The following is a 14,265-nucleotide window of genomic DNA, read 5'->3' as shown; positions in this document are numbered from 1 at the left end:
ATGAATACTCAGGCAAGATGGTTAGTAGATATTCATGGGTTTAGACTTAGCGAAACAGTAATAGTTAGCTGGTTGATAATAGCAGGTCTTGCCATAGCGTCTTATCTTCTAACGAGAAATCTAAAGAAGGTTCCAGAGAGTAAGGTACAGGTATTCCTCGAATATGCTGTTCTCAAACTTTACAACTTAGTCGAGACGACAATGGGGAAAGAATTGGTAGAGAGAATACCAAACATAGTTCCGTATATAGGAAGCTTATTCTTATTCTTCTTGTGTTCTAACTTAGTTCCATTGATCGGTCTCAGGTCGCCAACAGTCGACTTAGATACTACATTAGCACTATCTACAATAACAGTAATACTAATATATGCAGTATCTATCAGATTCAACGGTGGAGCATGTTTCAAGGACATGATAGAACCGACACCGATATTACTACCAATAAATTTGGTCGGAGAAATAGCAAGACCTATTTCATTAAGTTTCCGTCCATTCGGTAATATAATGGGTGGTACGCTTATAATGATGTTATTCTATAAGCTTATGGCATTTATTTCAGAGTTGATTCCTGGAGTTAAAATACCTTTTGCACAGTTTTTAATTCCGGTACCACTTCATTTATACTTTGATATATTTGCAGGTACAATTCAGGCATTTATATTTATAATGCTTACAATGGTATTCATAAGCAACGCGGTAGATATTAGTCTACTTAAAAAAAGAGAAGCTAAAAAATTAGCAAAATCAAAATAAAATTTTAAAGGCAAAAATCAAAATTAATATAAATAATATTAAAAAATAAAATCAAAAGAAAATTTATAGGGCAAGAGGCCAAAGGAGGAAATTATTATGGATATGGCTACAGCAATAGCAGTTGCAGGATCAGCAATAGGAGCAGGTATAGCAGTATTTACAGGTATAGGAGCAGGTTTAGGACAGGGTTACGCAGCAGGTAAACTAGCAGAAGCAGTTGGTAATCAGCCAGAAGCTAAGAGTGAAATAATGTCTTCATTCATAGTTGGGGCTGCCATAGCAGAATCAACAGCTATATACGGACTTATAATAGCGATAATTCTTATATTCGTTAATCCTTGGTTATAGGACGGAAAGAACGTGTTATACTGTGATGATATTCACAGAAAGGAGGGATAGAGTATGGAATTAAAACCGTTAGTTACATTAACGTATGAATACTTTTTCCAGCTAGCTAATGCGGTTGTAATCTTTCTAATACTTAAACATCTCTTATTTAAACCGGTTATGGCTGTTATAAAAGCTAGAGAAGAAGATATAGCAATGGATATACAGGAAGGTAAGAAGATAAGAGAAGAAGGAGAAGCCTTCAAGAGAGAATACGAAGAAAAAGTTGGAAAAGCAGAAGAAGAAGGAAGAAATATAATAAATTCAGCAGTAGAAGCGGCAAAAGAAAAATCTTATATGATTAAAGACGACGCAAAGAGAGATGCTGAGATAATTAAGGAAAGAGCAAAACGAGAAATAGAGGAAGAAAGAATCCAGGCTATGAACGATATGAAGGACGAGATGTCAGATCTTGTTATCCTTGCAGCATCTAAAGTTATAGAAAAAGAAATAGATAAGGATAAACATAAGGAACTGATAGACGAATTTATAGATAGAACAGGAGACGTAGTATGATAGATGAATCAGCTCCAATATATGCAAAAGCTATGTTTGACGTAGCTGAGGAAACTGAAACTACAGACGAGGTTTTATCTCAGTTTTCAGAAGTTGTAAAAACTATCAAAGAAAATAAGGATCTTTCGGATGTATTAAAAACACCTTTTATATTAGCCGATGATAAAAAGGCTATTCTCGAAAAAATCTTTTCTGATACAACTGATATATACCTTATAAATTTTTTAAAGGTTCTAATAGATAGAAAAAAAATTAGATATATAGATGATGTATACCACAGATTTGTTAAATTAGTAAACGACAAGAAAACTCTAGAAAAAGGAACAGTCTATAGTGTAGTTGCATTATCTGATGAAGAGATAAAAGAGCTAGAAGCTAAGATGTCTAAGAAATTTAGTAGAGTTGTTAAGTTAGAAAATAAAATAGACGAATCTCTAATGGGAGGAGTCTTTATAAAGATTGGAAACAAGGAAATAGACGGTACTGTAAGAAGTAGAATAAACGGACTTAAAAAAGAACTGTCTAAAATGATATAAGGAAACGGCGGTGAGAATATGGGTTTAAATCCTGAAGAAATAAGTTCGATAATCAGACAGCAGATAAAAGACTACGATAACAGGGTCGAGCTATCTGATACAGGAAAAATATTCAACGTAGGTGATAATATAGCGAGTATTTACGGACTTGATGATGTAATGGCTGGCGAACTTCTTGAATTCCCAGGTGGAGTATATGGGATGGCTCTAAATCTAGAGAAAGAAACTGTCGGGGCAGTTCTTCTTGGAGATGAAGAGGGAATAAAAGAAGATGATATAGTTAAAAGAACTGGAAAAATAGTTGAAGTTCCAGTAGGAGATGCTCTAATAGGTAGAGTTGTGGATCCTCTAGGTAATCCAATAGACGGAAGAGGAAGCATAAAAACTGATAAAACAAGACCTATAGAAGCAGAGGCTCCAGGAATAATGGATAGAAGATCTGTATATCAGCCACTTCAGACTGGTATAAAGGCAATAGATGCAATGGTTCCAATAGGTAAAGGACAGAGGGAACTTGTAATAGGTGATAAACAGACAGGTAAAACATCTATACTTACTGATACAATACTTAACCAGAAAGGTAAAGATATAATCTGTATATATGTTGCTATAGGACAGAAAAAATCTACTGTTGCGCAGTTAGTTAGCTCACTAAGAGATTATGGGGCAATGGACTATACAATAGTAGTATCTGCTACAGCATCAGAATCAGCACCACTACAGTACTTAGCACCATATGCAGGTACTGCAATGGGTGAAGAATTTATGTATCAGGGAAAAGATGTATTAATAATATACGATGACTTAAGTAAACACGCGGTTGCTTATAGAGAAATGTCTTTATTATTAAGAAGACCACCAGGACGTGAAGCTTATCCTGGGGATGTATTCTATCTTCATTCAAGACTTCTTGAAAGATCTGCAAAACTTTCAGATGAGCTTGGTGGAGGTTCAATGACTGCAATACCAGTCATAGAAACTCAGGAAGGTGACGTTTCTTCATACATACCAACAAACGTAATATCTATAACAGATGGACAGATATATCTTCAACCTGAATTATTCCACTCAGGAATAAGACCAGCGGTTGACCCTGGTATATCAGTTTCGAGAGTTGGTGGGGCAGCCCAGATAAAATCTATGAAGAAATTAGCATCAGAATTAAAACTAGCTTATTCTCAGTATAGAGAATTAGCAGCTTTCTCTCAGTTTGGTTCAGACTTAGATGCAGATACTAAGGCTAGACTAGAACAGGGTGAAAGAATAGTAGAAATACTAAAACAGGATGAACATAAACCATTACCAGTAGAGGAACAGGTAGTGACAGTTTATTCTGTACTTAATGGATTATTCGACGATGTAGAGATAAATGAAATACATAATTTTGAAAAAGAATTATGTTTCTATATAAGAAAAAATAAACCAAGTATATATGAAAAAATTCTTAATGGAGAAGACTACGGAAAAGAACTCACTGAATTAGTAGAAAACTTTAAAAAAGAGGTGAGATAAATGGCAGGAGTCGGAACTAAAGAGATAAAAAGAAGAAAAGCAAGTATAGAGAGTACTAGACAGATAACTAGTGCAATGAACCTTGTTTCTTCTTCTAAATTGATGAAGGCTAGAGAAAAAGCAGAAAGATCAAAACCATATGCGTATGAATTATACGATATGATGATTAGAACTGCAGCAGATGTAAAATCATCTTGTAAAGAATTTGTCGAAAAAAGAGAAGTTAAAAGAAGATGTTTTATAGCTGTTGCAGGAGATAGAGGTCTTGCTGGTGGATACAATGTAAATATATTCAAATCTGTAATGGAACTACGGAATCCTGAAAAGGATATGGTTGTTCCTGTTGGTAAAAAAGCTTGTGAGTATTTTACTAAAAAAGGATTTGAAATACCTTTCAAAATAGAAAGCACAGAGCACTGCGTATTTGATGAAATGCATGAGATAACTCAAAATCTTATACAATTATACGAAGATAAAGAAATAGACGAGATATATTTTATATATACAAAATTTAGATCAGCTCTTGTACAGACAGTAAGAGAAAAAAGATTATTTCCAGTAGAGCTTGAAATGCTTAAACAGGATGAAAAGAAATTAGACGAAAGAGAAAGAAGAAATAATCCTAAAAAGGTAGAACCTAGAAGACAGTATCTTCCTTCTGCAGAGGCTATATTTAAAAGACTAATTTCTGAGTACACAGCATCTCAGGTTTACAATGGAATAAGAGAATCTTTTGCATCTGAGCAGGCTTCTAGAAGAAATGCTATGCAGTCTGCAACAGATAGTGCGGATGAAATGTTAAATAAATTAGAGGCAGAATACAACAGAGCAAGACAGTCATCTATAACACGGGAAATAACAGAAATAGCCGGTGGAGCAGAGGCTCTTAAATAAGGAGGTCATAATCAGATGGCGAATAAAGGTAAAGTAGTGCAGGTAATAGGTGCCGTAATAGACGTTAAGTTTAATAGCGGTAGAGAACTTCCAAACCTATTTAATGCAATTGAAATAGAAATGAAAGATGGCCATAAAGTTGTAGCAGAGGTTACACAGCACGTAGGAGACGATGTTGCTAGATGTATATCTATGAATGCTACAGATGGTATGGTAAGAGGAGCAGTAGCTGTAGATACAGGTGCTCCAATAAGTGTACCAGTAGGTAAAGAAACTCTAGGAAGAGTATTCAACGTATTAGGAAATGCAGTTGATAGAAAAGGAGAACTTGAAGGCGTAAAAAGAATGCCTATACACAGACAGTCTCCAGATTTTGATGAACTAGAAACACATGCAGAAATACTAGAAACAGGAATAAAAGTAGTAGACCTTTTAGCGCCATACCTAAAAGGTGGAAAAATAGGTCTATTCGGAGGTGCCGGTGTTGGTAAAACAGTACTAATACAGGAACTTATAAACAATATAGCTAAGCAGCATGGTGGTATATCAGTATTCTCAGGAGTTGGAGAAAGAACAAGAGAGGGTAACGACTTATATCAGGAAATGACTGAATCAGGGGTTATAGAAAAAACTGCGATGGTATTCGGTCAGATGAATGAGCCACCTGGTGCCAGAATGAGAGTTGCATTAACAGGTCTTACAATGGCAGAACACTTTAGAGATGAAGAACATCAGGATGTACTTTTATTCATAGATAATATATTCAGATTTACCCAGGCAGGTTCAGAAGTTTCAGCACTTCTAGGACGTATGCCTTCAGCAGTTGGTTATCAGCCAACACTAGCTACAGAAATGGGTGCTCTACAGGAAAGAATAACATCTACAAAAGATGGTTCTATAACATCAGTTCAGGCAGTATACGTGCCAGCCGATGACCTTACTGACCCAGCTCCAGCTACAACATTCTCACATCTAGATGCTAAGACAGTTCTTTCAAGACAGATATCTTCTCAGGGTATATATCCTGCAGTTGACCCTCTTGAATCAACATCTAGAGTACTAGATCCTAAAATAGTTGGAGAAGAACACTACAAAACAGCTAGGGAAGTTCAGTCTATACTTCAGAGATATAGAGAACTTCAGGATATAATAGCTATATTAGGTATGGATGAATTATCAGATGAAGATAAATTAACTGTTGCAAGAGCTAGAAAGATACAGAAATTCCTTTCTCAGCCATTTGCTGTTGCTGAACAGTTTACTGGAAAAGAAGGTAAATATGTTCCGATAAAGGAAACAGTTAGAGGATTCAGAGAAATATTAGATGGAAAACACGATGACATTCCTGAATCAGCATTCTTATTTGCTGGAACAATAGATGATGTAACTGCTAGAGTGCAGAATGCATAGTAAAATCTAGTCGGTGAAGGCAGGTGGAATAATGGAAAATTCATTACATTTAAAAATAATTACTCCAAACAAAACTTTCTATGACGGAGATATTGATTCTGTTATAGTAAAAACAACTGGAGGAGAAAGACAGATTTTAAAAAATAGACGTCCATTTACAGCCGAAATAATTGAAGGAAATATAAAAATAAAATCAGAAAAATCTACTGAGTTAGTATATTCTACTGGTGGATTTATAAGTTCTGAATATGGAAATGTGGTTATTCTTACAAAAATGGCTAAAAATGCAGACTAGAATAAAATAAACCGGTATTAAATATTTGTTTAATAATAAGTATTTAATACCGGTTTTTTCTTTTTATAAAATTCAATAAAACTTCAAATACTCTTTAAAAATAAAGTTTTAAAAAAGTAAATATATAATAATATCATAGTTTTTTAATATTGATTAATTTAAAAAAAGTCAGAAAAAAGTAACAAAAAGATAACAAAAAACTTGATTATTGGATATGCAATGTTATATAATAAAAAAGTAGCAACGTTAGAGAAAAAATATATATCTAAAAGTTGCTATTAACAAGAAAAGCAAACGCTTTTATAAAAAAATAAATATAGGAGGATTTCAAAAATGGGAAATGATTCAGTAAAACACCCTAAAGGGTTATACGCATGTGGATTAGTATTCACTTGTGAAAGATTCGCTTACTACGGATCAAAATCGCTATTATTATTATTCTTAGCTACAGCCGTTGTTGAAGGTGGTCTTGGATTAGATCCTGCTGATGCAGCAGTAATCGGGGCTAACTTAATGGCATTCACTTACCTAGCACCAGTTATAGGTGGGGTAATATCAGACAGATGGTTAGGAGCTAGATACTGTGTTGTTATAGGTGCTCTTATAATGGCAGGTGGATGGTTCATAGGATACTTTGCAACATCTGTTATGCACGTTCATGCGTTAATCGCAGTAGTTTCAATAGGAACAGGTTTATTCAAAAACCAGTTAAACGCAATGGTTGGAGAATTATATACAGATGCTAGTCAGAAAGACTCTGCATTCTCTATATTATATTCATTCGTAAATGTTGGTTCATTCTTCGGATCATTAATATTAGCATACTTATGTGCTAACACATTTGCAACAGAAGTTAACGGAACACTAGTTCAGGGATTCCAGAAATGTTTCGCTTTATCAGGAGTAATGATGTTAGTAGCTACAGTAGTATCTGTTCTTGGATGGAGAGTATTAGGTGATGCTGGTAAATTACCACAGAAAATGCTTAGCCATGGTGATGAAGGTCAGAAAGTTCTTTCAGCTGAAGAAGCAAATAGAGCTTTAACATCTGATGAAAAGAAAAGAGTTATAGCAATAACTATAATATCTGCATTTACAATAATATTCTGGACTGCTTACTATCAGGCTTCTACTTCAGTTCTTCTTTACATGAATACATATGTAAATATGAATGTTGGTAGCTTTGCAGTTCCACCAGTATGGATAGAAACTACTCTTAATGGATTACTTTGTATATTACTTGGACCTGTTATGGCTGCTATATGGAGTAAATTATCTAATAGACCTCAGGGTGACTTAACTATGATACAGAAAGTTTCTTTAGGATTTATATTCCTAGGTGTAGCATTCGTATTCATGGTAGGTGCAGAATTTACAAGAGGAGTTGGTGCTCCAGAAACTGCTAAAGCTTCAGTTGTATGGTTAATAGGATTCACAGTATTCCAGACTATAGGTGAAATGTGCTTCTCTCCACTAGGAAACTCAATGGTTTCTAAACATGCTCCAGCTAAATACTTAACAGTATTAATGGGTGTTTGGACATTAGCAACATTCGCTGCTTCTAAAGCTTCAGGATACGTTCAGGGTATAATGGAATCAATGGGTATGATGCAGGTATTCATAGCTATACCAGTTATACTAATAGTATCAGCTGTTATACTTCTTGTATTCGATAAAAAACTTGAAAAAATGCTTACAGCAGGACAGAAATAATCTTCGGGTTATAATTGAGATCAGAAATTTAAAGTTTATATAATGAAAACTGTCACACATTTGTGTGACAGTTTTTTTATTCCTAAGGAAATTATAATAATTTAAAATTGTGGAAAACTTATGTACAATAGTAATATGAATGTATTGAAGAAACAAAAAGATGAAAAAATCATTAAGAAAATATTAAAAAATCACTTTGAAGAATTCAAACTAAAATATTGGAATAAAGTTAGAAGAGAAATGAGAGATCAGATAGAAAATACTGTAATAAAGGCTTTAAATTGTGGAAATATAGAGAACGGATATATAAAACACAAATGTATAGACTGTGGAGAAGAGTATATCCAAGGGTTCACTTGTAAAAGTAAGTTTTGTACAAAGTGTGGAAGAAAATATTCTATGGAATGGGCAGAAAAACAGGTAGAAAATATGCTTGATGTTTCTCATAGACATGCAGTTTTCACAATTCCGGAGGAGTTGAGAGTTTATTTCTACAGAAAGCGAGAGCTTTTAAAAGATTTACAAGATGCTACATATGAGGTATTAGATAGTTTTCATAAAAATAAAACAAAGGGAAATTATGAATTAGGGGTAATTGCTGTAGTACACACCTTTGGTGGAGATTTAAAATGGAATCCTCATATACACGCCTTATACACCGAAGGTGGAATAGATAGAAATAATAAGTGGTTCAAAAAATTAGATTTCATACCATATACATATATGAAAAAGGTATGGCGAAAGTTGGTACTAGATATAATAAAAAACAATTTTAGCGATAGAAAAACTAAAAATTTGATAAATAAGCTATATAAGAAAGAATTCTATGTAAATGCAGAAAGACGTTTAACTAATATAAAACAGGCAACTCAATATATAGGTAGATATTTGGCTAGACCAGCTATCGCTGAATATAGAATAATTAATTACGATGGAAAAAATGTAACTTACTGGTATGAAAACAAAAAACCTAAGGAAAAAAGAGAAATAACTGTAAATGTATTAGAATTTATAGGTAAAATAACCCAACATATTCACCCGAAGGGTTTTAGAGTTGCAAGAAGATACGGTCTATATTCAAGAATAAAAAATAAATTAAGCATAGAAATATTGAAGTTATATAACTTTATGAGACACAGAAATATATCTAAGCTGATAAAAAAGAAGAATACAGTAAAGAAAAATTTTAAAGATAGATTGATAGAATCATTTGGAGTAAATCCTTATATTTGTAAAAATTGTGGAAAAGACATGATTCTATGGGAAATATGGCATTATAAATATGGATTAATATATAATGCACTAGATAAATCAAATTATAAAAGAATAATCTACGAAGAAATTATAGAAAAAGAAATTTCTTTGAATACAACAACACAAATAGAATTATTTTAAAAGTCTATTAATAAATAGGCTAGCTTTGCTATACTCAAATATAAATAATAGTGTATAATTAGTGTAATTAAAATTATTAGGAGAAATAGTATGTTAAAAGAATTAGAAGAAATGAGTAAAGGACAAAAGTTATATAATTATGAATGTAAGTCTTGTGGATTTGAAAAAGGAGTACCAGAATTTATAGTAGAAGAATTAAGACAAGATGCATTCTTTTCATCAGGAGCGATAGCTTCGCTAAATGAAAAAAATATGCCAGAATTAATTTGTCCTAATTGTGGAGCTAAATTTGAATACAAAAAAACTGACGACCGTTAGGTGTCAGTAAAGGTACTGTCACAAGAACACCTTTTAAAGGTGTTCTGTGGCAGTATTTTTTTATGCTTAATTTTATGTAATATATTTCATAATTGTAGCCTCTGACACAAAATTAACAGAAATATGAATATGATTGCAATTTTTTTGAAAAATATTCGTTTTTTAGCAATAAATTGATGAAAAATGAAGGATTATATGTTATTATATTCATTGTGTCAAAAAAAGGGAGGTTATTTATATTGAAGAAAAAAAATAGAGAAAATAGCAAACTTATAGGAAAAATTAAACATAATACATTTAGATTTATAGCGATGATGGGATTCATAATGGCATATATGACAATTTTTGGTGAAGAAAATACTCTACCTGGAGTTGCGATATATGTAGGGATAATGATGTTCCCTAAGATGAATACAGGTATAAAACTTTACGATATGCTTATTATGATAGCTACACTATTTATAGGATCAGGAATAGTTGCTCAGATTGGGGTAATATCTCCTTGGCTTGCATTGCCGCTTAATATTATATATATATTTATAACTATGATAGTTACAACAGAACCAGCACCATACAAGATGAATATGGTATTTTTATTACCTCTTTTATTCTGTCAATCTGTTCCGGTGTCAATTGATTTATTCCCTAAAAGAATGGTTGGAATATTAATAGCTACAGGAATAACTGTTGCTGTAACATATATAGAATGGAAAAAAAGAGGTTACGGTGAAGAAGGAAGAACTTTAAAAGAGCAGATAAAAGAAGGTATGAAATACGTAGATGTATCTGCGAGAATGGCTTTTGGAGTTTCTATAGCAATACTTATTGCAGCACTTATGAATTCTGCAAAACCACTATGGGTTAGTATAGTTGTAATGTCTTTAACGCAGATAGATACAAGTGATATGGTAGATAGAATAAAATACAGAACTATAGCTACAGTTTGTGGAATATTCTTCTTCTCAATAGTATTTGGATATATATTCCCTGTTGAGTATGCAGCTATATTAGTTATGATATTAGGATATGTAGGATTCTTTATAGATGAATATAAGTATAAACAGTTTATAAACTTTATATCATCAATAAATGCATCTTTAATAATATTTAATGCAGAAACTGCTATGGTAAATAGATTTATAGGACTATTTATGGGGATAGTAATAGTACTAACATTACACATAATAAGCAGTGGAATAAGATTCTTAGTAGAAAAGATAAGAGATAGAGAAATGGATATATTCGATGCAGAATATTAAAAATAAAAAAGAGCTTAATTTCTCTCTTAAGGTGATTTACACTTAAAGAGGAAATTGAGCTCTTTTTTTATTCATTTAATTTGTTTATTACATTTAGATGCATTCTAAACATTGTAAGTGGGATATAGTGTTTAGTAGAAATTATTACATTTCCATTGTTGTTATAAAGTGTTTCTAATATTAATATAAACATCTCATCATGTGATAATTCATATTTTATAGCTGTAAAGTTTCCAGTAGTAGTAAAACTAAATTCGCAATTACTCTTGGAAACAATAGAATAAACTCTATTTTCCATAAAATCTTTTAAACTATCTATATCATTTAAATCTACATCGTATTCAGAAATAGTCTCTATAGGTATAAAGCTAAGAGAATAACCTTTAGTTATACCATTAAATTTATACCATCTGTCTGATATAACAACCGCAGCAGTTTTTCTTTCTAAGTTTTTTGAAATTGCATCAGTTGCAGGCTCTATTCTAAATTCTATTTCTAAATCATCTATCTCTTCATCACAGCAAGCGTAAAAAGGATGTTGAATTTTTTCCATTCCAAAATTTCTACTTATGGTGTGTAGTTCCTTTATATAATTTCCTTTTCCTTGAATATTAGAAATAAGACCATCCTCTTGTAAAAGAGCGAGGGCTCTTCTAAGTGTCATTCTACTAACGCCCATCTGTTCAGCTAGGTTTGGTTCTGATGGAAGCTTTGAGCCAGGAGGATAAACACCATCCTGTATTTTTTTAAATAATTGGTCGTAAACTTTTACATGTTTTAATTTTTTTTCTTTTTCAGATGAAATCTCTGGTATCATTTTCCCCCTCCTATCCATTAGATTATACAAGTTGTATTATAAGTTTGAAACTGTGTATTGTCAATAGATAAGAAAGTTAGAGAAATAGGAAGAAATTGGTAAGATTATAAAAATTAGACAAGTACACAACTTGTCTAATTGTAAAATGCCGAAAAAAGTATAAAATACACATGAAAATGATAGGAAAAGGTTATATTTTGGTAAAAATTTGGTTAAAAATTACAGAAAACGTATTGCAGACTAGACAAGTATATGATATTATACAACTAAAGACAGAGAGTTATATAAAAAGACAAATAATTATACAAATAATTAATGGAAGATAAAATAGCTCAAAGAAAGTAATAATTAAAAGTAATAAATTAAGAAAAATAAAATTCATAATGAAAAGGAGAGAGCAATTATGCAGAATTATTCAGGAGAAGTAGGATTACAGTATCATTTACAGATAAGACCAGGAGATGTTGGACGTTATGTTATACTTCCAGGAGATCCAAAAAGATGTGAAAAAATAGCAAAACATTTCGATAATCCAGTACTAGTTGCTGATAGTAGAGAATATGTTACATACACAGGATACCTTGATGGGGAAAAAGTAAGTGTTACATCAACAGGTATAGGTGGTCCATCAGCATCAATAGCAATGGAAGAACTTAGACTTTGCGGTGCAGATACATTTGTAAGAGTTGGTACTTGTGGAGGAATAGATATAGATGTAAAAGGTGGAGATATAGTAGTAGCCACTGGTGCTATAAGAATGGAAGGTACTTCAAGAGAATACGCTCCAATAGAATTCCCAGCAGTTGCAGATTTAGAAGTAACTAATGCTTTAGTTACAGCAGCTAAAAAATTAGGATATACATATCATGCAGGAGTTGTTCAGTGTAAAGATGCATTCTACGGACAGCATGAACCAGAAAGAATGCCAGTTAGTTATGAACTTTTAAATAAATGGGAAGCTTGGAAAAGATTAGGATGTAAAGCTTCAGAAATGGAATCAGCTGCATTATTTATAGTAGCTAGTCATTTAGGTGTTCGTTGTGGTTCTAACTTCTTAGTTGTAGGAAATCAGGAAAGAAATGCAGCAGGATTAGAAAACCCAATAGTACACGATACAGAAAGTGCTATAAAAGTTGGTATAGAAGCACTTCGTATATTAATAAAAGAAGATAAAGAAAATAATAAATAGGCTGATTTTCAGTAAATAGAGGAGAAAAACGGATGAAAGCAATATTAAATTTACTGGGAATTGTAGTAGTACTAGGAATACTTTGGTTAATATCTTGGAAAAGAAAAGATGTATCATTCAAAATGCTTTTAAAAGGTATGATAGCTCAGTTTATCATAGCTTTAGTACTTGTAAAGGTTCCAGCAGGTAGAATGGTAGTTTCAAAAATATCGGATGCTGTAACAGGAGTTATAAACTGTGGTTCAAATGGATTATCTTTTGTATTCGGTTCATTAGCAGATAGTTCAGCACCAACAGGTATGATATTTGCAATACAGGTATTAGGAAATATAGTTTTCTTATCAGCACTTGTAAGTTTACTTTACTATATAGGTGTACTTAACTTTGTAGTTAAATGGATAGGTAAAGCAGTTGGCTGGATAATGGGAAGTTCAGAAGTTGAAAGTTTCGTAGCAGTTGCCAACATGTTCTTAGGTCAGACAGACAGTCCAATACTTATAAGTAAATATCTAAATAAAATGACAGATAGTGAAATCATGGTCGTACTAGTATCTGGAATGGGAAGTATGTCTGTTTCAATATTAGGTGGATATACGGCACTTGGAATTCCAATGGAATACTTATTAATAGCAAGTGCATTAGTTCCAATAGGAAGTATAATGGTTTCAAAAATAATATTCCCTCAGACAGAAGAAATTCACGAGGTTGGGGATATAAAAATGGATAATAAAGGTAACAATGCAAATGTAATAGAAGCTATTTCAGAAGGTGCAGTAACTGGTATGCAGATGGCATTATCAATGGGAGCTTCTTTAATAGCAATGGTTGCATTAGTTGCATTAATAAATAAAGGCTTAGGTATATTCGGAATAAGTCTAGAACAGATTTTCTCTTATGTATTTGCACCATTTGGAGCACTTATGGGATTAGACCCATCAGAAATACTAATGGAAGGAAATCTTTTAGGAAGCAAACTTGTAATAAATGAATTCGTAGCATTTGAACAGTTAGGTAAAATAATATCTGGTATGGATCCAAGAACTGCAATAATGGCTACAATATCACTTTGTGGATTTGCTAACTTCTCAAGCTTAGGTATATGTGTATCTGGTATAGGTATACTTTGCCCAGAGAAAAAAAGCACACTAGCTAGATTAGTTTTCAGAGCTATGATAGGTGGGGTTGCAGTAAGTTTACTAAGTGCAATGGCAGTAGGATTTATAATGTTATTCTAATTGGGAAAAAAATAAACTATAATAGTAGTAAATAGA

The 14,265-nt window shown here is 32.5% G+C and carries 15 protein-coding genes; 14 read left to right on the top strand and 1 reads right to left on the bottom strand.

All coding sequences use genetic code 11. The annotated features are described in order from the left end of the window. The 12 genes from atpB to ACK2WO_RS01110 all read left to right on the top strand — a co-directional run bounded on the left by atpB (position 1) and on the right by ACK2WO_RS01110 (position 10,988). On the top strand, positions 1 to 753 hold the full coding sequence (gene atpB, locus ACK2WO_RS01165; RefSeq protein ID WP_414698163.1) for a F0F1 ATP synthase subunit A: 753 nt from the start codon (positions 1 to 3) through the stop codon (positions 751 to 753). A 102-nt stretch (positions 754 to 855) separates the two neighbouring features. Then, on the top strand, positions 856 to 1,101 hold the full coding sequence (gene atpE / locus ACK2WO_RS01160; RefSeq protein ID WP_178411376.1) for an ATP synthase F0 subunit C: 246 nt from the start codon (positions 856 to 858) through the stop codon (positions 1,099 to 1,101). A 54-nt stretch (positions 1,102 to 1,155) separates the two neighbouring features. Next, positions 1,156 to 1,656 carry a F0F1 ATP synthase subunit B gene (gene atpF / locus ACK2WO_RS01155; protein ID WP_414698162.1) on the top strand — a complete coding sequence of 167 codons (501 nt, stop codon included), beginning with the start codon at positions 1,156 to 1,158 and terminating at the stop codon, positions 1,654 to 1,656. Beyond that, a complete protein-coding gene (locus ACK2WO_RS01150; protein WP_178411374.1) occupies positions 1,653 to 2,192 on the top strand; it encodes a F0F1 ATP synthase subunit delta in 540 nt (179 codons plus the stop codon). The genes atpF and ACK2WO_RS01150 overlap by 4 nt, the downstream gene beginning before the upstream one ends. An 18-nt stretch (positions 2,193 to 2,210) precedes the next feature. Beyond that, positions 2,211 to 3,704, top strand: a complete 1,494-nt coding sequence (gene atpA / locus ACK2WO_RS01145; RefSeq protein ID WP_414698161.1) for a F0F1 ATP synthase subunit alpha — start codon at positions 2,211 to 2,213, stop codon at positions 3,702 to 3,704. Beyond that, complete coding sequence (gene atpG, locus ACK2WO_RS01140) at positions 3,705 to 4,598, top strand: ATP synthase F1 subunit gamma (RefSeq protein ID WP_414698160.1); 894 nt, start codon at positions 3,705 to 3,707, stop codon at positions 4,596 to 4,598. 15 nt (positions 4,599 to 4,613) lie between these two features. Then, complete coding sequence (atpD, locus tag ACK2WO_RS01135) at positions 4,614 to 6,008, top strand: F0F1 ATP synthase subunit beta (RefSeq protein ID WP_178412972.1); 1,395 nt, start codon at positions 4,614 to 4,616, stop codon at positions 6,006 to 6,008. A gap of 31 nt (positions 6,009 to 6,039) precedes the next feature. Continuing rightward, positions 6,040 to 6,303 (top strand): F0F1 ATP synthase subunit epsilon, encoded by a 264-nt coding sequence (locus tag ACK2WO_RS01130; protein ID WP_178412971.1) that lies wholly within the window; start codon positions 6,040 to 6,042, stop codon positions 6,301 to 6,303. 333 nt (positions 6,304 to 6,636) lie between these two features. After that, on the top strand, positions 6,637 to 8,016 hold the full coding sequence (locus tag ACK2WO_RS01125) for an MFS transporter (RefSeq protein WP_178412009.1): 1,380 nt from the start codon (positions 6,637 to 6,639) through the stop codon (positions 8,014 to 8,016). Between the two features lie 120 nt (positions 8,017 to 8,136). Further along, positions 8,137 to 9,411 carry a transposase gene (locus ACK2WO_RS01120; protein WP_414697469.1) on the top strand — a complete coding sequence of 425 codons (1,275 nt, stop codon included), beginning with the start codon at positions 8,137 to 8,139 and terminating at the stop codon, positions 9,409 to 9,411. A gap of 90 nt (positions 9,412 to 9,501) precedes the next feature. Next, complete coding sequence (locus ACK2WO_RS01115; protein WP_414697468.1) at positions 9,502 to 9,729, top strand: hypothetical protein; 228 nt, start codon at positions 9,502 to 9,504, stop codon at positions 9,727 to 9,729. A 239-nt stretch (positions 9,730 to 9,968) separates the two neighbouring features. Continuing rightward, complete coding sequence (locus ACK2WO_RS01110; RefSeq protein ID WP_178412008.1) at positions 9,969 to 10,988, top strand: FUSC family protein; 1,020 nt, start codon at positions 9,969 to 9,971, stop codon at positions 10,986 to 10,988. A gap of 67 nt (positions 10,989 to 11,055) precedes the next feature. Here the strand turns inward: ACK2WO_RS01110 and ACK2WO_RS01105 are convergent, their stop codons facing one another. Further along, on the bottom strand, positions 11,056 to 11,805 hold the full coding sequence (locus tag ACK2WO_RS01105; RefSeq protein ID WP_414698159.1) for a GntR family transcriptional regulator: 750 nt from the start codon (positions 11,803 to 11,805) through the stop codon (positions 11,056 to 11,058). A gap of 403 nt (positions 11,806 to 12,208) precedes the next feature. Here ACK2WO_RS01105 and udp point away from each other — a divergent pair, with 403 nt between their 5' ends. Continuing rightward, positions 12,209 to 12,994 carry a uridine phosphorylase gene (gene udp, locus ACK2WO_RS01100; RefSeq protein WP_414698158.1) on the top strand — a complete coding sequence of 262 codons (786 nt, stop codon included), beginning with the start codon at positions 12,209 to 12,211 and terminating at the stop codon, positions 12,992 to 12,994. Between the two features lie 32 nt (positions 12,995 to 13,026). Then, on the top strand, positions 13,027 to 14,229 hold the full coding sequence (locus tag ACK2WO_RS01095; RefSeq protein ID WP_178412005.1) for a nucleoside transporter C-terminal domain-containing protein: 1,203 nt from the start codon (positions 13,027 to 13,029) through the stop codon (positions 14,227 to 14,229). Positions 14,230 to 14,265 lie beyond the last annotated feature (36 nt).

The organism is Peptacetobacter sp. AB845 (assembly GCF_047528295.1).
GTDB lineage: Bacteria > Bacillota > Clostridia > Peptostreptococcales > Peptostreptococcaceae > Peptacetobacter.
Note: the sequence above shows the minus strand (reverse complement) of the source record. Positions and strands in the feature narration are given on the sequence as shown.